This window comes from Mycobacterium sp. NTMscope_Eco_3, assembly GCF_976985685.1.
On sequence record NZ_CDRJYZ010000001.1, the window covers coordinates 1695883 to 1722746 of the forward strand.

The 26864-nt window shown below is 67.7% G+C and carries 28 protein-coding genes; 13 read left to right on the forward strand and 15 right to left on the reverse strand.

Features of this window, described 5'->3' with window-relative positions; genetic code table 11:
- Nucleotides 1-2: 2 nt before the first annotated feature.
- A complete protein-coding gene (locus AC0KTM_RS07805) occupies nucleotides 3-1544 on the forward strand; it encodes a class I adenylate-forming enzyme family protein (RefSeq protein ID WP_472417405.1) in 1542 nt (513 codons plus the stop codon).
- A 166-nt stretch (nucleotides 1545-1710) separates the two neighbouring features.
- On the opposite strand, the gene AC0KTM_RS07810 is transcribed toward AC0KTM_RS07805, so the two are convergent.
- Complete coding sequence (locus tag AC0KTM_RS07810; protein ID WP_472415347.1) at nucleotides 1711-2331, reverse strand: TIGR03085 family metal-binding protein; 621 nt, start codon at nucleotides 2329-2331, stop codon at nucleotides 1711-1713.
- A gap of 114 nt (nucleotides 2332-2445) precedes the next feature.
- Between AC0KTM_RS07810 and htpG the strand changes: the two genes are divergently transcribed.
- From htpG to AC0KTM_RS07825, 3 genes are all read left to right on the forward strand, one after another.
- Complete coding sequence (htpG, locus tag AC0KTM_RS07815; protein WP_472415348.1) at nucleotides 2446-4380, forward strand: molecular chaperone HtpG; 1935 nt, start codon at nucleotides 2446-2448, stop codon at nucleotides 4378-4380.
- A 70-nt stretch (nucleotides 4381-4450) separates the two neighbouring features.
- On the forward strand, nucleotides 4451-4666 hold the full coding sequence (locus tag AC0KTM_RS07820; RefSeq protein ID WP_225329506.1) for a hypothetical protein: 216 nt from the start codon (nucleotides 4451-4453) through the stop codon (nucleotides 4664-4666).
- 41 nt (nucleotides 4667-4707) lie between these two features.
- Nucleotides 4708-5733, forward strand: coding sequence for a TIGR03617 family F420-dependent LLM class oxidoreductase (locus AC0KTM_RS07825; protein ID WP_472415350.1), 1026 nt, complete (start codon nucleotides 4708-4710; stop codon nucleotides 5731-5733).
- Nucleotides 5734-5768: 35 nt separating this feature from the next.
- Here the strand turns inward: AC0KTM_RS07825 and AC0KTM_RS07830 are convergent, their stop codons facing one another.
- The gene (locus tag AC0KTM_RS07830) at nucleotides 5769-6515 is read right to left on the reverse strand and encodes a sensor domain-containing protein (RefSeq protein WP_472415352.1); all 747 of its coding nucleotides are present in this window, start codon (nucleotides 6513-6515) and stop codon (nucleotides 5769-5771) included.
- 118 nt (nucleotides 6516-6633) lie between these two features.
- Here AC0KTM_RS07830 and AC0KTM_RS07835 point away from each other — a divergent pair, with 118 nt between their 5' ends.
- Complete coding sequence (locus tag AC0KTM_RS07835) at nucleotides 6634-6993, forward strand: bleomycin resistance protein (protein ID WP_472417407.1); 360 nt, start codon at nucleotides 6634-6636, stop codon at nucleotides 6991-6993.
- Here the strand turns inward: AC0KTM_RS07835 and AC0KTM_RS07840 are convergent, their stop codons facing one another.
- From AC0KTM_RS07840 to AC0KTM_RS07850, 3 genes are all read right to left on the reverse strand, one after another.
- Nucleotides 6994-7890 carry a DMT family transporter gene (locus AC0KTM_RS07840; protein WP_472415354.1) on the reverse strand — a complete coding sequence of 299 codons (897 nt, stop codon included), beginning with the start codon at nucleotides 7888-7890 and terminating at the stop codon, nucleotides 6994-6996. It lies immediately after the preceding gene.
- A 160-nt stretch (nucleotides 7891-8050) separates the two neighbouring features.
- On the reverse strand, nucleotides 8051-8443 hold the full coding sequence (locus AC0KTM_RS07845; protein ID WP_225329510.1) for a DoxX family protein: 393 nt from the start codon (nucleotides 8441-8443) through the stop codon (nucleotides 8051-8053).
- A 29-nt stretch (nucleotides 8444-8472) separates the two neighbouring features.
- Nucleotides 8473-9603, reverse strand: coding sequence for an NDMA-dependent alcohol dehydrogenase (locus tag AC0KTM_RS07850; RefSeq protein ID WP_472415356.1), 1131 nt, complete (start codon nucleotides 9601-9603; stop codon nucleotides 8473-8475).
- Between the two features lie 153 nt (nucleotides 9604-9756).
- Between AC0KTM_RS07850 and AC0KTM_RS07855 the strand changes: the two genes are divergently transcribed.
- Nucleotides 9757-10932: a thiolase family protein gene (locus tag AC0KTM_RS07855; protein ID WP_472415357.1), complete on the forward strand. Its 1176-nt coding sequence runs from the start codon at nucleotides 9757-9759 to the stop codon at nucleotides 10930-10932.
- A gap of 34 nt (nucleotides 10933-10966) precedes the next feature.
- Here the strand turns inward: AC0KTM_RS07855 and AC0KTM_RS07860 are convergent, their stop codons facing one another.
- Nucleotides 10967-11530 (reverse strand): hypothetical protein, encoded by a 564-nt coding sequence (locus AC0KTM_RS07860; protein WP_472417409.1) that lies wholly within the window; start codon nucleotides 11528-11530, stop codon nucleotides 10967-10969.
- A 173-nt stretch (nucleotides 11531-11703) separates the two neighbouring features.
- Between AC0KTM_RS07860 and AC0KTM_RS07865 the strand changes: the two genes are divergently transcribed.
- Entirely contained in the window at nucleotides 11704-12432 is a 729-nt protein-coding gene (locus AC0KTM_RS07865) for a 3'(2'),5'-bisphosphate nucleotidase CysQ (protein ID WP_472415358.1), read from the forward strand.
- A 30-nt stretch (nucleotides 12433-12462) separates the two neighbouring features.
- Here the strand turns inward: AC0KTM_RS07865 and AC0KTM_RS07870 are convergent, their stop codons facing one another.
- From AC0KTM_RS07870 to AC0KTM_RS07895, 6 genes are all read right to left on the reverse strand, one after another.
- Nucleotides 12463-14007, reverse strand: a complete 1545-nt coding sequence (locus tag AC0KTM_RS07870) for a multicopper oxidase family protein (protein ID WP_472415359.1) — start codon at nucleotides 14005-14007, stop codon at nucleotides 12463-12465.
- On the reverse strand, nucleotides 14004-14177 hold the full coding sequence (locus AC0KTM_RS07875; protein ID WP_472415360.1) for a hypothetical protein: 174 nt from the start codon (nucleotides 14175-14177) through the stop codon (nucleotides 14004-14006). The genes AC0KTM_RS07870 and AC0KTM_RS07875 overlap by 4 nt, the downstream gene beginning before the upstream one ends.
- Nucleotides 14178-14424: 247 nt before the next feature.
- A complete protein-coding gene (locus AC0KTM_RS07880; RefSeq protein WP_472415361.1) occupies nucleotides 14425-14793 on the reverse strand; it encodes a DoxX family protein in 369 nt (122 codons plus the stop codon).
- A 19-nt stretch (nucleotides 14794-14812) separates the two neighbouring features.
- Nucleotides 14813-15529, reverse strand: a complete 717-nt coding sequence (locus AC0KTM_RS07885) for an NAD(P)-dependent oxidoreductase (RefSeq protein ID WP_472415362.1) — start codon at nucleotides 15527-15529, stop codon at nucleotides 14813-14815.
- A 202-nt stretch (nucleotides 15530-15731) separates the two neighbouring features.
- Nucleotides 15732-16217, reverse strand: a complete 486-nt coding sequence (locus AC0KTM_RS07890) for a MarR family winged helix-turn-helix transcriptional regulator (protein WP_238957780.1) — start codon at nucleotides 16215-16217, stop codon at nucleotides 15732-15734.
- Between the two features lie 182 nt (nucleotides 16218-16399).
- On the reverse strand, nucleotides 16400-17305 hold the full coding sequence (locus AC0KTM_RS07895) for a haloalkane dehalogenase (RefSeq protein ID WP_225329519.1): 906 nt from the start codon (nucleotides 17303-17305) through the stop codon (nucleotides 16400-16402).
- Nucleotides 17306-17416: 111 nt separating this feature from the next.
- Here AC0KTM_RS07895 and AC0KTM_RS07900 point away from each other — a divergent pair, with 111 nt between their 5' ends.
- Nucleotides 17417-18145: a DUF2652 domain-containing protein gene (locus tag AC0KTM_RS07900; protein ID WP_225329520.1), complete on the forward strand. Its 729-nt coding sequence runs from the start codon at nucleotides 17417-17419 to the stop codon at nucleotides 18143-18145.
- Between the two features lie 21 nt (nucleotides 18146-18166).
- Here the strand turns inward: AC0KTM_RS07900 and AC0KTM_RS07905 are convergent, their stop codons facing one another.
- The gene (locus AC0KTM_RS07905; protein ID WP_472417411.1) at nucleotides 18167-19306 is read right to left on the reverse strand and encodes a MalY/PatB family protein; all 1140 of its coding nucleotides are present in this window, start codon (nucleotides 19304-19306) and stop codon (nucleotides 18167-18169) included.
- Nucleotides 19307-19372: 66 nt separating this feature from the next.
- Entirely contained in the window at nucleotides 19373-20467 is a 1095-nt protein-coding gene (locus AC0KTM_RS07910) for an NAD(P)H-dependent amine dehydrogenase family protein (RefSeq protein WP_472415363.1), read from the reverse strand.
- A 265-nt stretch (nucleotides 20468-20732) separates the two neighbouring features.
- On the opposite strand from AC0KTM_RS07910, the gene AC0KTM_RS07915 reads away from it, so the two are divergent.
- The 3 genes from AC0KTM_RS07915 (at nucleotide 20733) to AC0KTM_RS07925 (ending at nucleotide 23880) form a co-directional block, all read left to right on the forward strand.
- Entirely contained in the window at nucleotides 20733-21725 is a 993-nt protein-coding gene (locus AC0KTM_RS07915) for an LLM class flavin-dependent oxidoreductase (protein ID WP_472415364.1), read from the forward strand.
- Nucleotides 21726-21798: 73 nt separating this feature from the next.
- The gene (locus tag AC0KTM_RS07920; RefSeq protein ID WP_472415365.1) at nucleotides 21799-22860 is read left to right on the forward strand and encodes an NAD(P)H-dependent amine dehydrogenase family protein; all 1062 of its coding nucleotides are present in this window, start codon (nucleotides 21799-21801) and stop codon (nucleotides 22858-22860) included.
- 45 nt (nucleotides 22861-22905) lie between these two features.
- Nucleotides 22906-23880 carry an LLM class flavin-dependent oxidoreductase gene (locus AC0KTM_RS07925; RefSeq protein ID WP_472415366.1) on the forward strand — a complete coding sequence of 325 codons (975 nt, stop codon included), beginning with the start codon at nucleotides 22906-22908 and terminating at the stop codon, nucleotides 23878-23880.
- Nucleotides 23881-23891: 11 nt separating this feature from the next.
- On the opposite strand, the gene AC0KTM_RS07930 is transcribed toward AC0KTM_RS07925, so the two are convergent.
- Complete coding sequence (locus tag AC0KTM_RS07930; RefSeq protein WP_472415367.1) at nucleotides 23892-24677, reverse strand: spirocyclase AveC family protein; 786 nt, start codon at nucleotides 24675-24677, stop codon at nucleotides 23892-23894.
- A gap of 196 nt (nucleotides 24678-24873) precedes the next feature.
- Between AC0KTM_RS07930 and AC0KTM_RS07935 the strand changes: the two genes are divergently transcribed.
- Both AC0KTM_RS07935 and AC0KTM_RS07940 read left to right on the forward strand, forming a co-directional pair.
- Nucleotides 24874-25530: a TetR/AcrR family transcriptional regulator gene (locus AC0KTM_RS07935; protein WP_472415368.1), complete on the forward strand. Its 657-nt coding sequence runs from the start codon at nucleotides 24874-24876 to the stop codon at nucleotides 25528-25530.
- A 37-nt stretch (nucleotides 25531-25567) separates the two neighbouring features.
- Nucleotides 25568-26773, forward strand: a complete 1206-nt coding sequence (locus tag AC0KTM_RS07940) for a cytochrome P450 (protein WP_472415369.1) — start codon at nucleotides 25568-25570, stop codon at nucleotides 26771-26773.
- Nucleotides 26774-26864 lie beyond the last annotated feature (91 nt).

The window sequence follows — 26864 nt, forward strand, 5'->3', positions numbered from 1 at the left end:
CGTTGGCTGGGAACGGCACGTTCTGGGCGTTGATCGCCGATGCGGCGCAACGGGATTCGAACCGGCCGCTTCTCGCCGACGAGCATGGGCGCAGCCTGACCGCACGCCAGCTTCACGACGCAGCGTGCGCAACCGCCGCCGCCCTCGCCGAACGGGGGGTCCGCGCGGGAACCGTGGTGTCCTGGCAGCTGCCCACCACGCTGGAAACCATGGTGGTGATGGCCGCGCTGGCCCGGCTCGGTGCGGTGCAAAACCCGATCATCCCGTTGCTGCGCGAGAGCGAGGTCGGCTTCATCACCGGCCAGTTGAACACCGAATTCTTTGTGGTACCGGAGGTTTGGCGCGGCTTCGACCACGGCGGCCTGGCTCGCGACTTGGCGCGGGACAAGGGTTTTGAGGTCGTCGCCCTTGACCTGGAAACGCCCCCGGCCGGCGAGCTGCGGCTGCCCCGCGACCACCCCGGCTCCCTGCCCGCGCCCCCGAGATCGGCTGACGACGCCCGCTGGGTCTACTACTCGTCCGGGACCACCGCGGCTCCCAAAGGGATCCGCCACACGGACAGCTCGGTCATCGCCGGCTCGGCGGGAGTGGTGGGCATGGTGGGGGCCACGAGCAGCGACGTGGACCCCATCGCCTTCCCGATCGCTCATATCGGCGGGGCGGCGATGCTGGCCACCGCGTTGCTGACCGGCATGCGGCTGGCGCTGTTCGAGTCGTTCGACCCCGCGACGACGCCGCTGGCCATCGCCGCCCACAACCCGACGTTCCTGGGCACGGCGACCCCGTTCTTCGTGGCGTTCCTCGAAGCCCAGCGCGCCCACGGTGATCGGCCGCTGTTCTCGTCCGTGCGGGGTTGTCTGGCGGGAGGCGCGCCCATCACCGCCGAATTGGGGCGGCAGGTCCGCGAAACCTTCGGCATCGCCGGGATCGCCAACGCGTGGGGGATGACCGAGTTTCCGTGCGCGACTTCGCCTTCACTGACCGCCCCGCCGGAGGTGCTCGACCACACCGTCGGCCCGCCGGTGCCCGGGGTCAAGGTCCGCGTGGTCGACGGCAGAGAAATCGAACTGGGCGCCGGGCAGGAAGGGGAGCTGCGACTCAAAGGGCCGCAATGTTTCCTCGGCTATGCCGATCCGACGCTGGACGTCGAGGCGTTTGACGGCGACGGCTGGCTGCGCACAGGCGATCTCGGCCTGATCGATGCCGGCGGCAACGTCCGCGTCACCGGTCGCACCAAAGACGCGATCATCCGCAACGCGGAGAACATCTCCGCCCTCGAGATCGAGAATGCGCTCGCCACCCATCCCGCCGTAGCCGACGTCGCCGTCATCGGGATCCCCGACCCACGCACCGGCGAACGCGTCTGCGCCGTCGTGGTACCCGCCACACCCGACGGTGTGACATTGGAATCCCTTGTGCAACACTGCCAATCGCGGGGGCTGAGCCGTTACAAGCACCCCGAACATCTCGTGGTCGTCGACACGCTACCGCGCAATCAATTCGGCAAGGTGATCAAGAAGGACCTGCGCGAGACCTTCGGGTGACAATCCCTGCTCGCCGCGGGCGTAACGCCACGGCGAGATTCCGCTAAATTTTTCGCCGTGGCGTTACGCCCGCGGTGCGGTTCCCGCGGTTCCCGCGGTTCCCGCGGTTCCCGCGGTTCCCGCGGTTCCCGCGGTTCCCGCGATTCCTCGGCGGCGACGGCCCGCGCTATAGCCCCTTGGGCGCATCGCGAACCGCCTGCACCGCCGCGGCGTCGCCGTCGAACTCGACCTGCGCCGCGCGCCCGACGGAGAACAGCAACAGCTCCGCGGGCGCGCCGGTCACCGTGACCGCCGGGCCCTGACCTGCGGTGAGCAGCGTCTTGCCCTCCGGGGTGCGCAACGCCACCCGGGCGGGCACCTTGGCGAGGGTCAAACGGGCCATCAGCGGCAGGGTGCGCCGCAACATCGTGCTCAGCGCGGGCTCCAGCGCGCGCGGCTGCCAGCCCGGCTGCGCGCGGCGCACGTCCTCGTGATGAATGAACATCTCGGCGACGTTGGCCACCGGGTCGAGCAGCTTGAGCGGTGAGTAGACCGGCGGGCCGGCGGCGACCTTGTCGACCAGCGCGTCCCACTCGTTTCGCTCGCTCACCTGGGTTTGCACCTTGGCGGTGTGGGAGGCGAAGAACGGGATCAGGATGCCCGGGGCGGCGTCGAGGCGATACTCCCGGATCACCAGGTGGGCGGCCAGGTCCCGCGTCGTCCAGCCCTCGCACAGGGTGGGCGCGTCCGGACCGACGCCGCGCATGGTGTCCACGAGGGCGGCGCGTTCGCGTTGAGCAACAGACATGCGTTCAGCGTAGAGCGCTCACCCCCGAGCAGAACGGGTCCACCGAGCACCGACGGCCGGCGGCTCGGTAAATTTGAGACCGTCCGGCCCTGGAAAGGAGATGTAGGAGAAGCCATGAACGCGCGCGTCGAGCAGTTGGAGTTTCAGGCAGAGGCTCGCCAACTGCTGGATCTGATGGTCCATTCCGTCTACTCCAACAAGGACTCGTTCCTGCGGGAGCTGATCTCCAACGCCTCCGACGCGTTGGACAAGCTGCGGCTCGAGGCCTTCCGCAACAAGGACCTCGACGTCGACACGTCCGACCTGCACATCGAGATCGACGTCGACCACCAGGCGCGCACCCTGACCATCCGCGACAACGGCATCGGCATGACCCGCGACGAAGTGGTCGACCTGATCGGCACGCTGGCCAAGTCGGGCACCGCCGAGCTGCGCCAGCAACTCCGCGAGGCCAAGAACGCCAAGAACGAGGCCGCCTCAGAGGAACTCATCGGCCAGTTCGGCATCGGCTTCTATTCGAGCTTCATGGTGGCCGACAAGGTCGAACTGCTGACCCGCAAGGCCGGCGAGAGCGACGCCACCAAATGGGAATCCAGCGGCGAGGGCACGTACACGATCGAATCGATCGACGGTGCGCCGCAGGGGACGTCGGTCACCCTGCGCCTCAAGCCCGAAGACGCCGAGGATGAGCTGCACGACTACACCTCGGAGTTCAAGCTCCGCGGCCTGGTCAAGAAGTACTCCGACTTCATCGCCTGGCCCATTCGCATGCAGGTCGAGCGCCGAGAACCGGCCAGCGAGGAGGGTGGCGAGGAGACCGTCACCATCGAGACCGAGACCCTCAACTCGATGAAGGCCCTGTGGGCCAGGCCCAAAGACGAGGTCTCCGATGAGGAGTACAAGGAGTTCTACAAGCACATTGCGCACGCCTGGGACGACCCGCTCGAGGTCATCGCGATGAAGGCGGAGGGCACCTTCGAATACCAGGCGCTGCTGTTCATTCCGTCGCACGCGCCGTTCGATCTGTTCAACCGCGACGCCCAGACGGGCATCCAGCTGTACGTCAAGCGCGTGTTCATCATGGGCGACTGCGACCAACTCATGCCCGAATACCTGCGCTTCGTCAAGGGTGTGGTTGACGCACAAGACATGTCGCTCAACGTCTCGCGTGAGATCCTGCAACAGGACCGGCAGATCAAGGCCATCCGGCGCCGGTTGACCAAGAAGGTCCTGTCCACCATCAAGGATCTGCAGACCGAGCGCCCCGACGACTATCGGACGTTCTGGACCCAATTCGGCAGGGTCGTCAAGGAAGGCCTGCTGTCGGACTTCGACAACCAGGAAACGCTGCTGCAGATCTCGTCGTTCGCCTCGACACACAGCGAGGAGGAGGCGACCACGCTCGCCGAGTACGTCGAGCGCATGAAGGACGGTCAGACGCAGATCTTCTACGCCACGGGGGAGACGCGTCAGCAGATCCTCAAGTCGCCGCACCTCGAGGCGTTCAAAGCCAAGGGCTACGAGGTGCTGCTGCTCACCGACCCGGTCGACGAGGTCTGGGTGGGAACGGTGACCGAATTCGACGGCAAGCCGCTGCAGTCGATCGCCAAGGGCGAGGTGGACCTGGGCGCCGAGGGCGAGGAGAGCGAGGCCGAGCGCGAAGAGCAGCAGAAGGAATTCGCCGACCTGCTCACCTGGATGAAGGACACCCTGGCCGACCACGTCAAGGAGGTTCGGCTCTCCACCCGCCTGACCGACTCACCCGCCTGCCTGATCACCGACGCCTTCGGGATCACTCCGGCGCTCGCGCGCCTCTACCGCGCCTCGGGGCAGGACATCCCGGTGGGGAAGCGGATCCTCGAACTCAATCCGAACCACCCGCTCGTCACGGGCCTGCGCCAGGCGCACCAGGACCGCGGTGACGACCCGTCGATCGCCGAGACCGCCGAATTGCTGTACGGCACAGCGCTTCTCGCCGAGGGTGGCGCGCTCGACGATCCGGCACGGTTTGCCGAGATGCTGGCCGATCGGTTGGCCCGCACGGTGTAGACCGGGCTGTCGCCGCCAGATGACGAAGTTTTGCGGATTGAAACGCCGCGGGCGGGGATAATTAGGTCCCATGGCTGAGTTTCGCGTCATCGACCCGCACGGGCGGGTGGTCGCGACGAAGAATTTCGCCAACGCGGAGGCCGCCCACGCCTGGTTCGTCCACTCGGTCGGCGGCAACACCGAGCTGGGCTGGCGCATGGAGGTCAACGACGACGGGCAGTGGGCCTTCTTCGATGACACCGAAGGCTTTACCGCCCCGGTGAGCCGCCGGCCGATGAAGCGCTGAATCGACGATCGACGCGCGCGGGCGGCACGTAGGCTCCCCCCATGCATGTCGACGCGATGACGACGCCCCAGCCGCTCGGTCAAATCGGCGAGCTTGCCCGCCGGACCCAATCCGCCGGCTTCTCCGGTCTGTTGTTCACCGAGACGGGTCGCACCGCCTACCTGAACGCCGCCGTCGCGTCGCAGGCCGCGCCCGATCTCGAACTGTCCACGGGTGTCGCGGTGGCCTTCCCGCGCAGCCCGTTCGTCACCGCCGCCGCGGCATGGGAATTGCAGGAAGCGACCAAGGGAAAGTTCCGGCTGGGTTTGGGAACTCAGGTGCGCACCCACGTCGTGCGGCGCTACGGCACGGCATTCGAGCGGCCCGGGCCCCGGCTGCGCGACTACCTGCTCGCCGTGAAGGCGTGTTTCGCGGCGTTTCGCTCGGGGACGCTCGACCACCACGGCGACTTCTACGATCTCGACTTCATCACCCCGCAGTGGAGCCCGGGCCCCATCGGCGCTCCCGACCCGAAAGTCGATATCGCGGCGGTGAATCCGTGGATGCTGCGGATGGCCGGCGAAGTCGCCGACGGGGTGCACGTCCACCCGATCGGTGAGCCGGGATACCTGGCCCGTCACGTGCTGCCGACGGTCGCCGAGGGGGCGGCGAAGGCCGGACGCCCGGTGTCGGACCTCGCGATCATCGTGCCCGTCATGACGATCGTCGGTGACAGCGACGAAGAGCGGGACAAGCAGCGCGAAGTCGTGCGAGCCAGCATGGCGTTCTACGGCAGCACGCCCAACTACGCGTTCATTTGGGATGAGGCCGGTTTCGAGGGGACGACCGCCCGGATCCGCGAGAAGCAGAAGGCCGGAGACTTCGCCGGCATGGCGGCCCAGGTCAGCGACGACCACATCGCCGTCTTCGCCACCGAGTCAAGCTGGGACGGGTTGGCCGACGCGTTGACCGACAAATACGCCGGCATGGCGACTCGTTTGGTGATGTACAACTCCGTGGCCGACCAAAATCGCTTCGAGCGCTACGGCGAGGTGGCCCGCCGCATACGGCACCGCCAACAGGCTTAGGGCAGAAGGCGTTTGGGGTCGGCGTGCCCGGGCCGCTACTGCTTGTCGACCTTGGCGGCGATCTGATTGGCGATGGTGACGCCGAGGTCCCCGACGTCCTTGCGGCACGCGTCGACGTCGATGACGACGTTTCGGCGGGCCGTCAGGGCCCGCTGACAGGGCATCGTGACGTTCGTGCCGTCCCCGTTGACGGTCACGGTCACCGGAGCGCTCAGCACCCCATTGGCGTTGGACACCGAGCCCACCTTCCACTGGAGTTCGGGGTGGGTGCCGTCGGCGGGGACGGTGTCCTGGCGGTTGGCGCAGGCGGGCCAGCGCTGGGATGACGTGGTGAAGAAGGCGTTCGCCTGTTCGGGGGAGGGAAACAACACCACAAACTGGTAGACGTCAGGGCTTTCGAGTTGGCTGGCGCCGGTGGAAGTCGGCGCGAGGTCGTGGTAGCCGTACACGGCGGTGCTTCCGCTGTCGGCGTATTCGGAGGCCAACCCGGCATGGATCGTGTACTTGCATTCGGGCGGGAAGGTGTAGTCGGTGCGGTGCACCGGGTCTTCGCCGAGGTTGGTGAACGGCGGATCGCTCGTCGTTCCCCTGGTGCCCAGCGCGCTGTCGATGTCGTCGGGCGTGAGCATCACATCGGGCAGCGCACCCTTCGCGAGGGGAGTCTTCGGCGACGCGGTGGTGCCGCTCGACGACGCGGCGGTGTCGCCCGCGCTGCTGTCACCGCAGCCGGCGACGAGGATCCCGGCAGCAGCGACGGCGACGGCGGCAGTTAGCTGGCGCATGGTGGGTGCCCTTCCTGCTTGAGCCGACTCCTCAGAGGTCGTTTGCGGGGAGCATACGACAGCACCGGGCGTGGCGTGCCGGTTCGAAGCGAAGCGCTATCTTCGCGGGGTGTCCGCAGTGAACTTCGCTTCCGTCGCGCCGATCGTCCCCGTTCGAAATCTCGATGTCGCCCTGGACCGCTACCGGCGACTCGGGTTCGACGCGCGCGCATACGACGGCCCGGACCGCTACGGCTTCGTCGACCGCGGGCCGGTGTCGCTGCACCTCACCGAATGGGACGAACACGACCCGTTGCGCACCGCCGCGAGCGTGTACTTCTACGTCAGCGACGCCGACGCCCTCCACGCCGAGTGGTCCGCGCTGGAGAACCTCGAGGGCCGCTTGGTCGCGCCGCAGGACACGCCCTACGGCTTGCGAGAATTCGCCTATGTCGATCCCGACGGCACCGCGCACCGGGTCGGCTCGCCCCTGGCCTGATCAGGCCGTTTCCCTTGAGAGACTAGGGTTTTCGTCACCCGACGGGGCGGAAGTGGCCTGGCTGTGGGCCAGCGCCACCGTCGCCGCCGCCATCACGGCGATCGAAATGCCCAAGGCCACCAGGCCGGCGCCGTCGGTGTGCAGCGTCTCGCCCAACACGGTGACGCCGAGCATCGATCCGACGACGGGCTCGGCGACGGTCACCGCCGGAAGCGACGCGGTGAGCGGGCCGGCCCGAAACGCCGATTGCTCCCAGGCGGTCGCCGCGATCGCCAGTGCGATCCACACGTACATCTCGGGCGTCCGCACCAACGCCGGGACGCCGCGGTCGAGCTGGTCGACGACGCCCTTGGTCACGACCGAAAACAGTCCCCACAGCGAACCGGACATCAGGCCCAGCAACAACGCGGCGACCGAACCCGGGAACATGCGCGCACCGATCACACACAGGATCAGTGCCGGGCCCATGACCAGGGCCACGATGGTCCAGGTCTGCACCGACCCGCGCGGGGTCCCCGCCTGAGGGTCACCGACCGTCACGATCACCGCGACCGCGGCCACCAGCAACGCGGCCCAAATCGCTTGCCGGCGTGTGACTCTGCGGTGGTTCGCCCTCGCGCTGATGACCAACGCGAACAGCAGCGACGTCACCAACAGCGCCTGCACGAGCACCACCGAGCCCACGCCCAGCGCCGCGGCCTGGAACCCGAAGCCGGCGGCGGCCACCAGGCTGCCCGCCCACCATCGGCGATCGCGCAGCAGCCGGCGAAACAGCGCGACGGTGCCGACCGGTTGGTCGGTGACCTGTTGAGCGGATCGCTGCTGGGCGACGTCTCCGATGCCCACCATCAAGGCGGCCGCAATCGCGAGCGCCGCGGCAATGGCTGTCTTGTCCACTGGTCCTTCCCTCGACGATCAACCGCTTGCGCCGCAACGGCTTTGCGGTAGTGACGTCACGGCGCCCTGGTCGCAGGGGCAACATGCCCCTCCCCGGCGGGCCGACGCGCCCGGTGTGACCTCCGTGGTCATGGGGGCGGGTGATGCCGCGACGCGCGCGTCAGCTGTCGCGCCGGATCTTGAGCGCGGTGGTGATCATGGGAATCTGCAGGGGCAGCCGCGCCAGGGCGACGATCCGCATCGCCCACGGCTTGTTCCACCACAACCGGACCATGTTGACGTTGCCCGGGAAGACCCCGACGAACAGGGCCACGGCGGCCAGCGCGGCGGTTCGCCGGGTGCGTCGCGGCACCAGCAGCGCCCCGATCGCCAGCTCCGCCACTCCGGATCCGTAGGTGTAGAGCCGCGGGCTGCCGGGCAGTTCGACGGGGATGATCGAGTCGAACGGTTTGGGCGCGACGAAGTGCAGGGTGCCGATACCGAGCAGCATTGCCGCCACACGGTAGGCGAGTTGCTGGGTGGCGTCACCGCCAGCGAGGGGTTTGGTTGTCATGAAGACATTGTGCCCATTGCGTCCACTGCTTACGCCCGGTCGGCGTCGGTGAAGCGGATGATGCCGCGGACATTGCGCCCCTCGAGCATGTCGCGGTAGCCGTCGTTGATCTCCTCGAGGCTGTACTCGCGCGTGACCATGTCATCGAGGTTGAGCTGACCCAACTTGTACAGCTCCAGGATCGCCGGAATGTCGTGCTGCGGGTTGCCGCCGCCGAACAGGCTGCCCTGCAAGCTTTTCTGCATCAGTGTCAGCCCCGCCAGGTTGAGGGTGGTGTCGGTGGCCATCACGTTGCCCATGGCCGTCAGCACGCACGTGCCGCCCTTGGCCGTCAGACCCATCCACGCCTCGACGTCGCGGCCGTCGCAATGACCCACCGTGACAATCACTTTGGGGCACATCGCCCCCCACGTCGTCTCGGCGATGGCTGCGGCGGCGGTGGCGACGTCCGCGAAGGCTTCGGTCGCACCGAACTTCAACGCCTGCTGGCGCTTCCATTCGAACGGATCGACCGCGAAGATGCGGCGAGCCCCCGCGATGCGGGCGCCCTGTATCGCGGCGATACCGACGCCGCCGGCGCCGACGACCGCGACGTCCTCTCCGGGCCCGACCGCCGCGCTGCGCACCGCCGAGCCATAGCCGGTGGTCACCCCGCAGCCCACCAGGCAGGCCACGTCGAACGGGATCGCGGGGTCGACCTTGACCACCGAGGTGTGGTGCACCACCACGTAGGGCGCGAAGGTGCCCAGCAGCGACATCGGCACGACATCGCGCCCCTTGGCCGTCACCCGGAAGGACCCGTCGCAGACCGACGCCCCCGACAGCAGCCCCATGCCCAAGTCGCACAGGTTGCGCAGTCCGACCTGGCACGGCGTGCACTTGCCGCAGGACGGGATGAACGACATGACCACGTGGTCGCCGACGGCCAGGTGCTCGACGCCGTCGCCGACCTTGGTGATGATGCCGGCGCCTTCGTGCCCGCCGAGCACCGGGAAGCTCGGGATGGGGAAGTCACCTGTCAGCAAGTGGTGGTCGGAGTGGCACAAACCGGCCGTCTCCAACTGGACCGTCACCTCGCCGCGGCGGGGATCGCCGATCTCGATTTCGTCGATCACCCACGGTTCGTTGAGGTCCCAGACCAAGGCGCCTTTGGTTTTCAACGGGGAGGCCTCCTGCAAACGTGTACTAACCGCTTAATTGTTAGCGCGGTCACAGACCGGCCCCCACCGAACTTAGACCAATACTATTGTCTATACAGTATTTGAAACGATTCGCCGCGACTGAACGCCGCCAGACCGCTCGAGGTTGAAAACATGGGTACACCCGTAATCGTCGGAGCCGTCCGAACGGCGATCGGCCGTTCCTTCAAGGGAACGCTTGTCAACACGCCGCCCGAGACGCTGATCACCGCGGTGCTTCCCGAGGTGGTGCGCAGATCCGGTGTCGACCCGGCCGCCATCGACGACATCATCTTCGCCGAATCCCATTACGGCGGTGGCGATCTCGCGCGGTACGCGGCCACCGCGACCGGCCTCGAGCATGTCCCCGGCCAGTCGGTCAACCGGCATTGCGCGGGCAGCCTCACCGCGATCGGCAACGCGGCGGCCCAGATCGGCTCCGGCATGGAACGGGTGCTGATCGCCGGCGGCGTGCAGTCGCTGTCGATGACACCGCTGACCAACTGGCGCATCCCCGGGCCCGAGCTGAAGTTCGAGGAGCGCTGGATGCCGCCGACGCACGTCGAGACGCCCGACGCGCCCGCCAAGGACATGTCGATCACGGTCGGCTGGAACACCGCCCAGACGGTCGGCATCACGCGCGAGGAGATGGACGCCTGGGCGGCCCGCTCGCACCAGCGGGCCGTCGCGGCCCAGGATGCGGGCAAGTTCGTCGACGAGATCCTGCCGCTGAAGATTTCGCAGGCGGACGGTTCGGTCATCGAGTTCGCCGTCGACGAGCACCCGCGTCGCGACACCACCGTCGAAAAGCTGGCCGGCCTCAAGGTGTTGCACCCCGAGATCGAGGGCTTCTCGATCACGGCGGGCAACAGCAGCGGCACCAACGACGCCGCGGCCGCGGTCGCGCTGGTCGATCGCGACTACGCCGAGGCCGAGAAGCTCAACGTGATGGGCACGGTCAGGGCGTGGGCCGCCGCGGGCGTGCCGCCGCGGGACTGTGGCCTGGGTGCGGTCAAGGTCATCGGGAAGGTGTTGCAGCGCGCCGGGTTGTCGCCTGGCGACGTGGCGCTGTGGGAGATCAACGAGGCGTTCGCGTCCGTGCCGATCGCGGCGTGCCGGGAGTACGGCCTCGACGAGGAGAAGGTGAACTTCTCCGGCAGTGGTTGCAGCCTCGGCCACCCCATCGCGGCTTCCGGCGCGCGCATGGTGACCACGCTGGCGTACGAGCTCGCCCGCCGCGGCGGCGGTATCGGCGTCGCGGCGATGTGCGCCGGCGGCGGCCAGGGCGGCGCTGTCGTCATCGAGGTCTAGCGCGGGTCGGCCCGCCTTCAGGTCCAGCCTCGCGTCAGTTACAGAACGTGTAGCCGATGAACTGGGTGCCGCGCGTGTCGCCGCTGGCGTAGTTGGCGAAGTGCACCGCCGGTTTTCCGTCGTACTGGGTGTTCATCTGCTGCACGGTCGGCGGTGGGACGTCTTTGGGGAACGCCAGGATCATGTCGGCGAAGATCTCCAGGCCGGCCTGGCAGATGGCCTCGCGCCGGGGCGGCTGCGGATTCCACGCGTGCACCGCCACCGGCTCGGTCAGCTGAGATCCGGTCGCGCAATTCGGGTCGCAGAGCTTGAACACGGCCGTGCCGGTCCCGTCGGCGCCCTGGGGTCCCCAGGAGATCCACGACATGTCCTCCAGCGCAATCGCCACGCTGGCGCAGCCCAGGACGTTGAGTTTCTTGGGACGCGGGACCGGCGGGACAGATGGGTTGTAGCAGCCGGGGATGGCGAAGCTCTCCGGCGCCGACGGCGGTGGGCTGGTAGTGGGGCCCGTCGCGCGTTGATTGCCTTCGGTTACCCGCACCCCCACGACGGCCAATACCCCGACCAGCACCACCGCCGCAATGCCGATCGCGATCAAGCGCCGCCGCGAGATGTGCCGCAACCGCTGCGATAAAGGAACGTTGGCGTTGCCGCTCACGTCCACCAGATTACGGACGAATTCTTCGTCGGGGGTGGCGCCCGCCCGGCGCAGCTTCTCAGGGTAAAGTTGGTCATCACTGCCAACTTATTGAGGATTCCGTGGAGACACCGATGAATGATCATGATCTGGCCGCGCGGCTGGCCGCCGAGGCCGGTCAGCTGCTGCTCCGGGTCCGGCAAGAGTTCGCCGATGCGGAGGCGAGCGAACGGAAAGCGGCGGGGGACAAGCGATCCCACGACTTTCTGATGGCGGCGCTCGCCGCGGAGCGCCCCGGTGACGCGGTGCTGTCCGAGGAGGGCGCCGACAACCCGGTGCGGTTGCGCTCGGAGCGTGTCTGGATCGTCGATCCGCTGGACGGGACGCGGGAATTCTCCGAGCTCGGGCGCGACGATTGGGCGGTGCACGTCGCGCTCTGGGAGGCCGGCGAGCTGACTGCCGGCGCCGTGGCGCTGCCGGCGCAGGGCATCACGTTCGCCACTCCCGACATCGCGTCGCCCCCGGCGGCGCCGGGCAAGCCGCGCATCGTGGTCTCGCGCACCCGCCCACCCGCCATCGCGTTGAACGTCCGGGACGCCCTGGACGGCGTCCTGGTCGAAATGGGTTCGGCCGGCGCCAAGGTGGCGTCGATCGTCCAAGGCTTGTCCGATGTGTACGTGCACGCCGGAGGCCAGTACGAATGGGACTCCGCGGCCCCGGTGGCGGTGGCACGCGCCGCAGGGCTGCACACCTCCCGTATCGACGGATCCGCCCTGGCCTACAACCAGCCGGACCCGAACCTACCCGACCTCGTGGTGTGCCGTCCCGAGCTCGCGGAAGCCGTACTCGCGGTTACCCGTTGACATTCCCGCCGGCCTGCGTCCAAGCGATCGCTAAACCGTGACGAAGTCGGCCATCATGGCCATGTCCTCGTGCTCGAGGTTGTGACAATGCACCAGATAGGTTCCGCGATAGTCGGTGAACCGCACGATCACTTCCACGGCTTCGGCCGGTGCCACGTCGATGGTGTCTTTCCAACCGTGATCGAAGCGCCCCGGTGGCCTGTTGTTGCGCGACACGACTTGAAACGGGTTGAGGTGGACGTGGATTGGATGCCGGACATCGGTGATGAAACGCCAGATTTCGACGTCGCCGATGCGCGGTGTCGCGACCGGGGAGCCGGGCGCGTAGGGCTTGTTGTTGATCGTCCACACACCGGATCGGCCTTGTCCGAACAGGAAGGTGCGGGTGGTGGTGGCACGCCTGCGGTCCAGGGGAGCGCAGGTTTCGCTGAGCCGTTCGGGAACGGTTGATTCGTCCGATCGGTCGGTGCCGATGACGTCGAAGCGCATCACCTGCGTAGTGGTCTGTGTACCAAGGGTGTTGAGGAGCCGTACCCGGGTGCCGGGATGATAGCGCGAGAAGTCGATGACGACGTCGAAGCGTTCGGCCGGCGCGATGTCAATCTCGTCATGCGTGACCGGACCGGCCAGAAGGCCACCGTCACTGCCGATCTGGGTGAATGCCGGTCCCTCGGGTGGCGGTGGGTCGAGCCGCAATCGGTAGCGGCGGGCGTTGGAGGCGTTGAGTATTCGGAATCGATACCGCGCGGGGTCGGTGTCCAGCACGGGCCACGGCGCGCCGTTGACCAGTACGACGTCGCCCAGCACGCCGTTCATATAGGGGGCGGCGACGTCACCTCCGTCGGTGAGCGGGTACTGGAACGAGCCGTCCGCGGCGAACGATCGATCGGTGATCATCAGAGCGATGTCGCGATCACCTTTCGGCAGTGGGAGGTCGGCCTCTTCATCGTCGTGGACGATGTGAAATCCCGCGAGCCCTCGCCAGACGGCTTGGCCGGTGTAGCCCATTCGGTGGTCGTGATACCACAGCGTCGCCGCGCGTTGCTGCATGGGGTAGACGTATTCGCGTTGCCCGACAACGGAGTTGCGTGACATCCCCGAGCCCATGCCGCTGTCGGCGTCAGTAATCTTCGCGCCCTGGGGCTCGATGAGGTCGAGCGGATAGCCGTCACTGTCGGGTGGGGTGTGGCCGCCGTGAAGGTGCACAGCGACGGGAACGGGCAAGGCGTTGTGGTGGCGGATCACGGTGCGCCGACCCGACCGAGAGACGATTGTGGGCCCGGGAAAGGTTCCGCCATACGTCCAGGCGTGCGTCGTGAGGCCGGGCAGTATCGGCAGATCGGCGGCGCACTGGGTGATCTCGTAATAGTCGCTCGCGGCGTCGCTGGCGATGGGGGACAGCTGAATTGGGATCGGCAACCGCGCTTGGTAACGCGGCGGCGGCGGTACCTGGCTGCGCAGCAGCTTGCCGGGCTCGGCGGGACCCAGCGCCATCTGCGCCGCGGGCCATCCCGCTCCTGCGACACCGACGGCCGCCGTGAGCAGGCCGGCGCGCAGCAGGGTGCGCCGCTTCACGGCGTTACCTCGCCGGCGGCGGGGCGCCGAGCCGGTAGCGGTGTACGCCAGATCGCCATCGCCACTTGGACAATCCCGGCGACGAGCAGCACACCGAGCGGGATGTGTACGGCGGTCAACCGCAATTCGCCCGCGGCGAACTCGGCGACGAGCAACAACGTCTGCGCCACGCCGCCCAAGAACGCGCCCCGCGGGCCGCCGAGGCGCCAGTCCAGGCGAGGATGACGACTTGCACCGCGGACGTGATGGTGATCGCTCTCGCCACGAGCGCGTGCAGCATCAGCGCGTCGTACTGGCCGCCGAGAAAGTCGCCCGCCAAGATTGCCTGTACGAGCGCGAGCGCCACCATCAACGCGGTGCTGGCGCGCGCCAACAGCAGCGGCGCACGTGCGGTCGGGCCTTGCCGCACATCGGCGTTCACAGGACCGCCGGGTGTGCTGCGATCGCGACACCGAGGGCGGCGCAGTTCAGCGCCAGCAGGAATCCGCCGAACATCATCTGACCGCTGATGTCGTGGGCCAGCACGTGGGTGTACACCGCACACACGAAAAAGATCACCAGCCCCGCGGCAGCGGCAATGCCTATCGCGGGAATCCACAGGCCCACAATGAGTCCGACGGTTCCCAACGTCTTCAGGGTGCCGATAGGAAACCTCAACCACGACACCGGCACGCCCGCGCTTTGCATCCCGGGCAGAATCGGCGCAAAGTGCACTAGCGCCGCGACACCCGAGAATCCATCGAAGGCGATCGCAATGAATGTCACGATCAGATATGCGGTGTGCACCGTGCCCTCCTCTGGCGATTCATCGTTTCGGTATCGAGTCAGAGTCTTTGGCGGACAGTGCCTCTCGGCGCACCATTTGCCAAAGGGTCGGGGTGGACTGGGTCGTCGAGACGACCACGGTGCGGCCGACGGAAGTCGAGTCGGCGACGAGGGAAACCAGATAGTCGGCCAAGTCGAAACGTGCGGTGAACGCTCCCACCGGCTCGACGGGTCCGCTGATGTAATCGGTCGGTTCGGGCAGGTCGAACAGGCCGGACGGCCGAACGATCGTCCAATCGAGGCCGCTGCCGCACACGATGGATTCCATCCGGCGCATGTCGTCGTACACCGTCTTGCCGATCGTCGTCCTGATGACGGGGTCGACCAGTCGCACCATGAGCGGGGCGTGAAGGCGTCGCGTGGGATGTACCGACGTGGAACTCACGACGATGAGGCGGCGCGTCCCCGACGCACGCATTGCGTTGACGATGTTGGTCGCTCCGGCCGAATAGGTGTCGACCCGGCGGCGGGTGAACGGCACCCCGAGCGCCGAGACCACGGCGTCGGTTCCCGCGATGACCGCATGGACGGCGGAGTCGTTCCGCACATCAGCCCCCACAACCGTCAATTGCGGGTGGGCGATCGGGAATTCGTGTGGATGACGCGTCACGGCGGTCACGGCGTGGCCGGCAGTCAGCGCGCATCGGACGGCGAGTCGACCGGTTGGCCCGTTGGCGCCGAAGATGACCGTCTTCATCGTTCACTTCCCCAAGTAGTCACGATTTATGATTATCACGCTACATGACAATCATGTGTGGTGCCAGACGTGAATGGAGGGGGACTGAGGCCGGCGCTGAATCGGCGTCGGCAGCAAGGTGGCGGTGATTTCGCGTCGTATGACGCGGGGAAGCGGCTGACGAGCGCTTTGCTCGTCGCGCCGCTCGGTCAATGACCGGCGATCATGCCAATTGGGGATGAACTCCGGGAATGAGCCCTGCGCCCGTGGCGACGCGTTGAAGAAGGCGGCGCAGCGTGGCACGTTCTTTCGCGGACAGCGGCGCGGCTATTTCGTTTTCGAGGTCACGGCCCTGCTCATGCAGTGCGGGCAGCAGGCGGCGGGCCTTGGCGGTGAGCGTGACAGCGACCGCGCGCCGATCCTCCGGGCGCGGCAACCGCTTTGCGAGCCCTCGCTGTTCAAGCTGGTCGATGACCACGACCATGGCATTGCGGTGGATCCCGAGGCGTTCGGAGAGCTGACGCTGGGACTGGCCGTCGGCGCTGGCCAGTGCCAGCAGAACTGCGTACGTGCGGGGATCGGCCCCTATCGATGAAAGGCGGCGCTGGAAGTCGCTGCTGACATAGGCGCCGAGCTGCGCGAGGAGAAACGGGATTCGTTCGTCGAGTTCAGCGATGCCGGAGTGGTGTTCACTCATCGGCTTGGGCAACGTCGGCTCCTCGAGGTACTGGACTGTTTGCGCCGCAAAGCTTTACGTGTGAAGCGTTGCCGGCGCAAGGATTATCATCCTACAAGATCGTCATCGGCCGGTACAGTTTCTCCGCGGTTGCCGGTCGCGCGTAGTTCCCGTCGCGCTCGCTCCCCAAAAGAGCCCCTGCGCATAAGGGCGTCTCAGAGCAAGGCCTGCTGCCACGACAGGACGCGTTCGGCCAGTTCGGGTCCGCGGTCCTCTTGGATGAAATGACTGGCGTTGATGCGGGCGTGCGGCTGGCCCGCGGCGCCGGGAATGTGCTTGATCAGCGGTGTGTCCGCCTGCCCCAGGATGGGGTCGCGGGCGCCGAAGATGGCAAGGAACGGCTTGTCCCACCGGCCGAGCGCGTCCCACGCCCGCCTGTTGGCCGGAATCGCCGGATCGGTGGGCGAGGTGGGGACCAACTGGGGGAACGCGCGGGCCCCGGCTTGATACGTCTTGTCGGGGAAGGGGGCGTCGTACCCCGCCCGCACCTTCGAGGACACCCGGCGGACGGTCCCGGCGCCGACGATGCGGCCCGCGGGCAGCACGGGGGAGTAGCGCGCAAAGGCGCGCCAGGCGTGGAAGGCGGCCGGGGTGCGCCGTTGGGCGGTGGGCAGGAACCCGTTGGACACCACCAGCCGCCCGACGCGGTCAGGCTGCTCGGCGGCGATGCGCAGCCCGATCAACGATCCCCAGTCCTGCACGAACAGCGTGACATCGGTGAGGTTGAGGTGCTCGAACCACATCATCACCCATTCCACGTGCCGCTGGTAGGTGTAATCCTCGGTCCGGCTGGGCTTGTCCGAACGACCGAAGCCGATCAGGTCGGGCGCGAGCACGCGGTTCCCGGCGTCGGCCAGGGGCGTGATCATGGTGCGGTAGAGATAGCTCCACGTGGGCTCGCCGTGCAGCAGGACGATCGGGGGCCCTTCGATCGGCCCCTCGTCGAGGTAGTGCATGCGCAGCGGCCGGGTGTCGCTTGCTTTGACGTCGAGGTAGTGCCCTACGAACGGGTAGCCCTCCAGGTTTTCGAATCGGGAGTCCGGGGTTCGCAGCACATGCATATCAGCTCCTCCGGTGAACCGGCACCTCTGCTAGCCTCTCTCGCCGGCGCGCTTTCGTCTAGTGGGAGATTCATTGAGCTAGGCCGCGCAGGCCACTAAACTGGCTTATTCATGGCAATTCGGCGCGCGGTTCTGCTCATAGCCGACATCGGCGGTTACACGCATTACATGCAGTGGAACCGGACGCACCTTGCCCATGCCCAGCTGACGGTCGCCGGCCTGCTGGAGTCGGTCATCAACGCCGCCAAGGGTCTGAAACTCGCCAAGCTCGAGGGCGACGCCGCGTTCTTCTGGGCGCCGGACACCAACGCCAAAGTGGTGGTGTGCGAGCGGCTGTCACGGATGCGCACGTCGTTCCTGGAGCGGCGGGAGCGTCTGAAAAACGACATCGCCTGCCAGTGTGCGAGTTGCTCGCAGCTGGAGAACCTGTCGCTCAAGTTCGTCGTGCACGTGGGCGAGGTGGCGGATCAGAGGGTCAAACGCCATACCGAGCTCGCCGGCCTCGATGTCATCCTGGTGCACCGAATGCTGAAAAACACGGTGCCGGTTGCCGAATACGTGCTCATGACCGATCCCGTCGCGGCATGCCTCGACGAGCAGATGCGTGGGCTGTGCACACCCATGCTCCACGTGTTTGACGGCATCGGCGAAACATCGACGCACTACATCGACCTCGCGGCGCTGCAGCTTCCGGCCGTGGCGCCCGAGCGCAGCTTGTTGCGCCGACTCGGCGCGACGATGAAGCTCGAGTTCAACACCCTGCCGTTCACCCTGGGCATGAAAGAGCCCGCCGAAGGGTTCCGGAACCTGGGGCGAGGGGCCGAAGAAATCTCCGCGTAGCCGAAGGCCGCGCCCGCGGCGCTATCGAGCCGCGGCGAGGGCGCGGCCCATGCGCGACACGGCCTCGGTGAGGATGGCGCGCGAGGTGGCGAAGTTCAGTCGCACGTGCCCGGCTCCGCCCGTGCCGAACACGTGGCCGGAGCTGAGCGCCACCCGGGCGTGATCGAGGAACCAGCGGGCGGGTCCGGACAGGTCGGCCACCACCGCGAGGCCATCGCTGACCTCTTCGTCGACACCGAGTGCTCGGCAGTCCAGCCACGCGAGGTAAGTGCCTTGTGGCCATTGGTATTTCACGCCTGGAAGGTGCTCGGCGATCAACTCGCCCAGCAGTTTGCGGTTCTCGTCGAGGCCCCTCAGCGTCGCGTCGAGCCAATCGTCACCGCTGCGAAACGCCTCGGCGTGGGCGATGACGCCGAGGTGGCTGGGCCCGTGACTGACCTCCTCCGGCATCCGGTCCAGGTCGGCGGCCGCCTGCGGCCCGGCGATGGCCAGGGCCGCCTTCAGTCCGGACAGATTCCAGGCCTTGGACCCCGACGTCAGCGCGAAGGCGTTCTCCGCTCCGGGGACGGTCAGGAAGGGGGTGAACCGCGATCCCAGCAGGATGACGGGCGCGTGAATCTCGTCGGACACCACCCGGACGCCGTATCGGCGCGCGAGCTCGGCCACGGCGCGCAGCTCCTCGGCGGTGTGCACCGTGCCGGTCGGGTTGTGCGGATTGCACAACAGGTACGCCACGTTCCCGTGCGTCGCGCGGGCCCGGGAAAAGGCCTCCTCCAACGCGTCCAGATCGATCCGCCCATCGGCGAGCGGCGCTTCGATCACCCGGCGGCCGTCGTGCGCCACGAACGCGTAAAACGGTGCGTAGACAGGGGGATTGACGACGACGGCGTCACCGCGATCCGTGACCAGGCGCAGCACCTCGACGATGCCGAGCATGACGTCGGGAACGAGCGCGGTGCGGCCCACCTCCAGGTCATGCCACTGCCAGTGCCGCGCCGCGAACGCGCCGACCGCCTCCGCCAGCGCCGTGCCGCAGGGGTATCCGGTGTCGCCGTTGTCGACGGCCCTGCGCAGCGCCTCGGCCACCGTCGGCGGCAGGTTGACGTCCATCTCGGCGACCCACAGCGGCAGGACGTCGGCGGGGTGTGCACGCCATTTCATGCTGGTGCGAAGCCGCAGTTGCTCGAGCGTGAGCTCCTCGAGGGGATTAAACGTCACTCGGGCAGATTAGGTGGCGAACGCGTGCTTCGGAATCGTCAACGGCAGGTCGACCGAGCTGAGCAATCCCGGCTCGGCGGCAACGACATAGGGCACGGCATTGACGACGCGCATCGCGGTGGCGACCATGGCGCCCGCCCCCGAGGTCATGCCCGCGATCCCGGCCCTGCCGGGATCGCGCAACGTCGCCGCCAGGGTGCAGTCGAGGTCGGGGTCGCCGGTGATCGTGACGCGATAGGACAGATCGCCGATCCCGGTGGGCCAGTCGGGCGCGACGTCGTGGGCCAGCCGCGTGACGTGTTCGATGACGATGGCCTCGCGACCGCCGACCACCCCGATCGCCTGCATCCTCAGCGCGCCACAGGTTCCGGCCTCGACGGTACCCATCGCGACTTCCAGCGTCCGGTTGGTGACGGCGCGATCGAAACTCTCGCGGACTTCCTGGACTTCGGCCCCCAACGCGTCGGCGATCAACCGGATCTGCCCCTGCCATTCGCCGGCGATCGCGCCGGGATAGCTGATCCAGGGTTGGTAGTCGAGCGGACGGCCGAAACCCAGCGCGTCGCTCATGATGTCGGGCACCCCGTAGTCGTCGTAGAGGCCGATCTCGAAAGAGTGGATCTTTTCGATGAACGACGACTGGGTGGACAGCACCAGCGGCAGGTAGTCGGCGGCGAAGCCCGGCTCGATCCCCGACGCGTACAGCGACGCCTGGCCCTGCTTGGCGGCGGCGACGAGTTGGTCGCGCCATTCCGCGGGTTCGTAGGCGTGCGGGTTGACCAGCCGCGTGGTGCTGGTCGTCACGACGTTGATCCCGGCCTCGAGCAGCCTGACGTAGTCGGGGATGGCCAACGCGTCGCGTTCCGGGCCGCTGGCCGCGTAGATGACGCAGTCGGGCTTCAGCGCGATCAGCGCGTCAGCGTCGTTGGTGGCTTCCAGGCCGATCGGCTCGCCCCCGGCCAGTTCGCCCGCGTCCTTGCCGACCTTTTCGTCCGAGTGCACCCAGACGCCGGCCAGTTCCAGATTGGGGCGCCGCGAGAGGGCGCGGATAGCGATTGAGCCGATGCCGCCGGTCGCCCACACCACCACGCGATGTGTTGTCATCTCGTTCCTCCTCAGGTTCATCCGCCCGCCGGCGGTGTAAGGCTAAGGGCCGCCGCGCTTTTCGTGTGTTCGCGACGTGCGCGCCAATGCGGGTGGTTTCAGGTTAGGAAAGCAAGCACTATCTTAACGAACAAATTTTAGGTTAGTCTGCAGCGGTGAGCGCCGAATCAAGATTTTTCCCGCCTCCGGGCGACGATTCGGGACCGCGCTGTCGCTGCGAGGCGGGCACTTCACCCGATCCTCGGCGGAGCGCGGGCGGGAGTTGATGTTCACGCTCAGGTTCGACATGCGCGCCCCCGGGTGGGGCGCGCCGCCCACCGATCTGTATGCGGCGGCCATCGACATGTGCGCGTGGGCGGAGACGCGCGGCGCCGTGATGTCGGTGCTTTCCGAGCACCACGGCGCCGACGATGGCCACCTGCCGGCGCCGTTGCTGCTGGCGTCGGCCATCGCGGCCCGGACCCGAACGCTGGCAATCCTGCTGGCGGCGGTGCCGATTCCGTTGTGGGACCCGGTCCGGCTGGCCGAGGAAATGACCGTGCTGGACCTGATCAGCCGGGGGCGGGTCTCCTATGTGTTCGGCGTCGGGCACCGCGGCGAGGAGTACGACCACTTCGGCGCCGACATGGCCACCCGCGGGCGAAAGGCGGACGAAATCCTCGCCGTGCTCGGCCCGCTGGTTCGGGGTGAGGCCGTCGAATACCAGGGCCGCACGGTGCGTGTCACGCCCGCGTGCGCGTCGCCCAACGGGCCGATGATGCTCATCGCCGGGGGCACCGAAGCCGCCGCGCGGCGCGCCGGCAGGCTCGGCCTGGGCTTCGTGTCCCAAACGGATTCGCCGGCCCTCAAGGATTTCTACGAGGCGCAGTGCCGGGCCCACGGGCATGAACCCGGCATCGTCCAGTTTCCCGTCCCCGGCCATCCCACAACGGTTTTCGTGGCCGACGACGTGGACCGGGCCTGGGATGTCCTGGGTCCGCACCTGGTGCACGACGCCGTGATGGCCGCTTCCTACCGCCCCGATGACGACTCGGTGGCCAGCATCACCCGGGCCGACAGCGTGGACGCAATGCGCGACGAGGGCGGCCCCTACCGCATCTTCACTCCCGACGAGGCAACCGAGTACGTCCGTGGCGGCCGGCCGCTGCCCCTGCACCCGTTGTGCGGCGGCATCGCACCCGACGTTGCCTGGCCCTATCTAGAACGCGCCGCGCGCGCCGCCACCCGTGCGCACGATTCAGCGGGGCCGCGAGAGTGAATTCCACGACGCCGTGGCGGCGTGTCGCGTCGCAGGATTCACCCTCGGCGCAGAACAGGTGAGGAGAAGCGCTATGCGGGTTGTCGTGTGGTCCACCGGCGGCGTCGGCAAGGTCGCGATCGACGCCGTCCGCCGACGCCCGGATCTGGAACTCGTTGGGGTATGGGTACATTCGGCGGACAAGGTCGGTCGCGACGCCGGCGAGCTGGCCGGCGGCGACCCGCTCGGCGTGACGGCCACCGACGACGCCGACGCCCTGATCGCCCTGGCCCCGGACTGCGTGGTGTACGCGGCCAGCGGTCCGGAGCGCGACGGGGCGGCAGTGCCCGACTATGTGCGGCTGCTGACGGCCGGCATCAACGTCGTGTCGACGTCGTCGACCAGCCTGGTGCATCCGCCGTCGTATTTCGCCCCGGACTGGCGCGACCAGCTCGAGGCGGCGGCCACGGCCGGCGGTGCCTCGTTCTACGTGTCGGGCATCTTTCCGGGATTCGCCTCCGATCAGCTCGCGCTGCTGATGACGACGCAGTCGAAGCGCATCCGGACCATCACGGCCAGCGAGGTCGCGCTCAACGACCACTACCCGGTGGCCGACGTGATGATGAACGGGATGGGGTTCGGTCGTCCGCTGGATTTCCAACCGATGCTCGCCACGCCCGGCTTCATCGAAATGGCTTGGAAGGCACCGATATACCTGATCGCCAGCGGACTCGGGGTCGAGGTGGAGGAGCTGCACGGCGCCCTCGACCGGCAGGTGACCGATCGCGACATCGAGGTGGCGTTCGGCACCGTCAAGGCGGGCACCTGCGGTGCCGTGCGGACCCGGGTGGCGGGCGTGGTGAACGGCCGCGAGGCCATCGTCATCGAGCACGTCATCCGGATGGCCCGCGACGTCGCGCCCGATTGGCCGACCTCGGAGTCCGACGCCACCTATCGGGTCGACATCGACGGCGATCCCGACGTGCACTGCGAGATGACGATGGGGGAGGCCGCGGGCCACGGCGCCGGGCACGCCGCCATGGCGTCGACGGCGATGCGGGTCGTCAACGCGATCCCATATGTGGTCGCGGCGCCCGCGGGCCTGCTCAGCTCGCTGGACATTCCCATGACGCTGCCGCTTTACGCCTTCGACTGAAGGTGTAACGTGCATCACCAAGATTAGGCCACCTAGGAGTCTGCCGTGTACACACTGCGCTTCGACATGCGCGATCCCGAATGGGCCGCGGCCCCAACCGATCTGTACGCCGCGGCGCCCGAAATGGCCGCCTGGGCCGAGGAGCACGGCGGTCTCGCCGCCGTGCTGTGTGAGCACCACGGCTCCGAGGACGGCTACCTGCCGTCACCGTTTTTGCTGGCCTCGGCGGTGGCGGCGCGCACCCAGCGCCTGGCGCTGAGCCTGATCCTGATCCTGCCGTTCTACGAAACCGTGCGCCTCGCCGAGGACATGGCGGTCCTCGACATCATCAGCAACGGGCGGGCGTCCTACATCTTGGCCCTGGGGTACCGGCCCGAGGAGTTCGAGCACTTCGGCGTGCCCATCAAGAAGCGCGGCCGCGTCTGCGACGAGAAACTCGCGCTGCTGCGGCGACTGCTCGCCGGTGAAACCGTGGTCGAAGACGGGCGGCGGATCACGGTCACGCCGCGCCCGCTGACCCCCGGGGGCCCCGGCCTGATGTGGGGTGGGGGAACCCTGGCGGCGGCCCGCCGGGCCGGCAGGTACGGCCTGGGCATGCTGGGCAACGCCAACGCGCCGGGCATCCGGGGGGCCTACGAGGAGGCCTGCCGCGAGCACGGCCACACGCCGGGCCCGACGATGTTTCCCGACCGCAACACCCCCTCCGTCGTGTTCGTCGCCGAAGACGTCGATCAGGCGTGGAAAGAGATCGGCGATCACCTGCTGCACGACGTGAAAACCTATGCCGCGTGGAACCCCGGCGACGAGACGACGGCCGGCTTCTCGCACGTGAACACCGTCGACGAGCTGCGCGAGACCGGCACGTCGCACGTGATCATCTCTGTCCCCGAGGCGATTTCGCGGGTGAAGGCCGGTCAGGTGCTCAACCTGTCGCCGCTGTGCGGCGGGCTGCCCCCGGACATCGCGTGGACCTATCTCAAGCGGGTGGGCGAGGTCGTGCTGCCCGGGGCTCTATCGTAATTTTTCGGCGGTTAGCGCGGTTGGTTCGGGACGCCCGGGAACAGCTGGCCGGGCGGCTCGGTGGTCACCCAGCCGCCCAGCTTCGTCACCAGGTGGGGCGCGAAAACGGCGCCGTAGAGGACGTTTCCGATGACCACCACCGCGACGACGGACAGGATCGACGAGGCGACGCAGTTCTTCGCCCGGTTCTGCGCCCACATCTCGATGACGTTGCGTCCTTGGGCGTCGGTGCGGCCCAGCAGGTAGGTGAAGAGCATCATCTGGATGCCCATCGCCAGCGAGTCGTAGAGCGGGTACTGGTGCAGGGTGCCCTCGCGGATCGCGAGCCCGGGAATCACGCGGCCGTAATAGAACACGCCGAGTTTGGCGCCCAGGAACCCGTTGAAGAACAGCGCCCAGCAGAAGCCGACGACAAGGCCGACCACCAAGAGCGTTTGGGGCCTGCGCCAGTTGAACCGGGCGGCCACCCATCGCCCCAGCGCCGCGCCGGTCACGGCCGGCAGCACGAAGTAGGAGACGTAGCCGACGGGTACGAACAGCGGCAGCCCACCCCACGTCATGTTCAGCGGCCACCACGACGGCATCCGGGGGATGGCCGGCGGGAACTGCGCGTACATCGCCCAGTCGTAGGGGGCCTCGATCCACGAGAACGACATCGCCGAGATGCACAGCAGCAGAAGGGGGTGCACGCGCCGCTGGCGAACGCTCAGATAGATCCCCAGGGCGGTGAATGTGATGCCCCCGACGAGCGCGAAGTCGCTGGCCGCCTGCATCACCGGTGTCATCGGGGAGCTCACTGGTCGCGCCCTTGGCTGCGGCGTGCCTGGGGGTCGAAGCGCAGCACCAGCCCGAAGATCACGACGATCAGTCCGAACAGCGTGCCCAGCATGATGACGGCGCCCACAGTCGCAACCCCTTCCGATTCGAGCTCGACTCGTTAGATAGTGCACACTATCCTAAAGGCAGTCAACCATCGGGTGAGGAGGCAGCGACGTGGCCCAGCGGCCGTCCACCACGAAACGCAGCGCGGCGTCGGCCTCGGTGCGCCGGCCCCGCGGCGCTCCGCGCCAGCTATTGCTCGACACCGCCCGGGCCCGCTTCGCCCGCCAGGACTACCGCAGCACGACGACGCGTGAAATCGCCCAGGCCGCAGGGGTTACCGAGCACCTGTTGTTTCGCCACTTCGGCTCCAAGGCGGCGTTGTTTCGTGAGGCGCTCGTCCTGCCCTTCACCGATTTCGTCGAGGAATTTCGCCAGACCTGGCAGTCGGTCGTCCCGGAGGAGACCGACGAGGAGGAGCTGGCGCGTCGTTTCGTGGGGCAGCTCTACGACGTGTTCGTCGAACATCAGGGTCTGCTGCTGACCCTGATGGCTTCCGAGGCGCTGTCCGAGAAGGAAAAGGCCGACGCCGGCATCGCCGAGATCCGGCAGGCGGTCACGGCGCTCGGTCAGATCAGCGCCGAGGGCATGCACCTGCGCGGGCTGCGCTCGGACCATCCCGACCTGCCCGCCCATTCGACGGTCGCGATGATCGCCGGCATGGCGGCGTTGCGCTCGACCTACTTCGGGACCGAGCCGCCGTCGAGGGAGACCATCGTCGACGAACTCATCCAGGCCATCTTGCACGGCTTCCTGCACAGGAACGGCTGAGCTCTCCAAAGACCGCTCTACTCAGAGGAATTGGTTCATGACAGACACGAGCGCGATCGAGTTGTACTACGACCCCTTCGACTCCGCGATCGATGACAACCCGTACCCGGTGTGGAAGCGGATGCGCGAAGAAGCGCCGCTGTATTACAACGAGAAGTACAACTTCTACGCGGTGAGCCGCTACGACGACGTGGCACGCGAGCTGCCGAACTGGCAGACCTACCGATCCGGCCGGGGCACCACCGCCGATATCTTGTTCGCCAATATCGAAGTGCCGCCGGGCATTCTGCTGTTCGAAGATCCGCCGCTGCACGACCTGCATCGGCGCCTGCTCTCGCGGGTTTTCACGCCCCGGCGGATGCTGGCCGTGGAGGATCTGGTGCGCGGATTCTGTGTCCGCGAGCTGGACCCGCTGGTCGGCGCCGGGAGGTTCGACTTCATCGCCGATCTCGGGGCGATGATGCCGATGCGGACCATCGGCTACCTGCTGGGCATCCCCGAGGCCGATCAGGAAAAGATCCGAGACCGCAGCGTCGCCAACATCGAATTGTCGAAGGACAGCGACCCCGCTGCGGTCGATGCGAACGTTTTCGCGAATTCCATTGCCCTGTTCGCCGAGTACATCGAATGGCGGGCCAGTCATCCCTCCGACGACCTGATGACGGAGCTGCTGCGGGCCGAGATCGACGAGCCCGACGGGACCCGGCGCCCGCTGTCGCGCACCGAGGTGCTGGCCTACACCGCGATGATCGCCGGCGCCGGGAACGAGACGACCGCCCGGCTCATCGGTTTCATGGGACAGCTGCTGTCGGATCACCCCGAGCAGCGCCGCGAGCTCGTCGCCGAGCCGTCCCTGATCCCGGGCGCGATCGAGGAGACGCTGCGCTTCGAACCCCCGTCGCCGGTCCAGGCGCGGTATGTGGCGCAGGATGCCGAGCAGTACGGCCGTGTGGTGCCCGAGGGTTCATTCATGTTGCTGCTCAACGGTTCCGCCAACCGCGACCCGCGGCGGTTCGCCGATCCGGACCGTTACGACATCCACCGGCAGGCGGGCGGCCACCTCAGCTTCGGGCAGGGCCTGCACTTCTGCCTGGGCTCGGCGCTGGCCCGGATGGAGGCGCGGGTGGCCTTCGAAGAGGTCCTCAAACGCTGGCCGGACTGGGAGGTCGACTACGCCAACGCCGAGCGCGCGCACACCGCGAGCGTGCGTGGGTGGGCGCGCCTGCCCGTCGTGACGGGATAACTTTCGGCCCGTTCGCCCGCGAGCGTGACTGTGCGGTCACGCTCGGCGCCGAACGTGACTGTGGCGTCACGCTGGGCGCGGCTAAGGCGCC

Excerpts from the sequence above, each read along its gene's own strand:
- AC0KTM_RS07810 (WP_472415347.1), bottom strand. The coding sequence starts at position 2,331 with ATGTCTGTTGCTCAACGCGAACGCGCCGCCCTCGTGGACACCATGCGC.
- htpG (WP_472415348.1), top strand. The coding sequence starts at position 2,446 with ATGAACGCGCGCGTCGAGCAGTTGGAGTTTCAGGCAGAGGCTCGCCAA.
- AC0KTM_RS07820 (WP_225329506.1), top strand. The coding sequence starts at position 4,451 with ATGGCTGAGTTTCGCGTCATCGACCCGCACGGGCGGGTGGTCGCGACG.
- AC0KTM_RS07825 (WP_472415350.1), top strand. The coding sequence starts at position 4,708 with ATGCATGTCGACGCGATGACGACGCCCCAGCCGCTCGGTCAAATCGGC.
- AC0KTM_RS07830 (WP_472415352.1), bottom strand. The coding sequence starts at position 6,515 with ATGCGCCAGCTAACTGCCGCCGTCGCCGTCGCTGCTGCCGGGATCCTC.
- AC0KTM_RS07845 (WP_225329510.1), bottom strand. The coding sequence starts at position 8,443 with ATGACAACCAAACCCCTCGCTGGCGGTGACGCCACCCAGCAACTCGCC.
- AC0KTM_RS07855 (WP_472415357.1), top strand. The coding sequence starts at position 9,757 with ATGGGTACACCCGTAATCGTCGGAGCCGTCCGAACGGCGATCGGCCGT.
- AC0KTM_RS07865 (WP_472415358.1), top strand. The coding sequence starts at position 11,704 with ATGAATGATCATGATCTGGCCGCGCGGCTGGCCGCCGAGGCCGGTCAG.
- AC0KTM_RS07885 (WP_472415362.1), bottom strand. The coding sequence starts at position 15,529 with ATGAAGACGGTCATCTTCGGCGCCAACGGGCCAACCGGTCGACTCGCC.
- AC0KTM_RS07895 (WP_225329519.1), bottom strand. The coding sequence starts at position 17,305 with ATGCATGTGCTGCGAACCCCGGACTCCCGATTCGAAAACCTGGAGGGC.
- AC0KTM_RS07900 (WP_225329520.1), top strand. The coding sequence starts at position 17,417 with ATGGCAATTCGGCGCGCGGTTCTGCTCATAGCCGACATCGGCGGTTAC.
- AC0KTM_RS07905 (WP_472417411.1), bottom strand. The coding sequence starts at position 19,306 with ATGAAATGGCGTGCACACCCCGCCGACGTCCTGCCGCTGTGGGTCGCC.
- AC0KTM_RS07910 (WP_472415363.1), bottom strand. The coding sequence starts at position 20,467 with ATGACAACACATCGCGTGGTGGTGTGGGCGACCGGCGGCATCGGCTCA.
- AC0KTM_RS07915 (WP_472415364.1), top strand. The coding sequence starts at position 20,733 with ATGTTCACGCTCAGGTTCGACATGCGCGCCCCCGGGTGGGGCGCGCCG.
- AC0KTM_RS07920 (WP_472415365.1), top strand. The coding sequence starts at position 21,799 with ATGCGGGTTGTCGTGTGGTCCACCGGCGGCGTCGGCAAGGTCGCGATC.
- AC0KTM_RS07940 (WP_472415369.1), top strand. The coding sequence starts at position 25,568 with ATGACAGACACGAGCGCGATCGAGTTGTACTACGACCCCTTCGACTCC.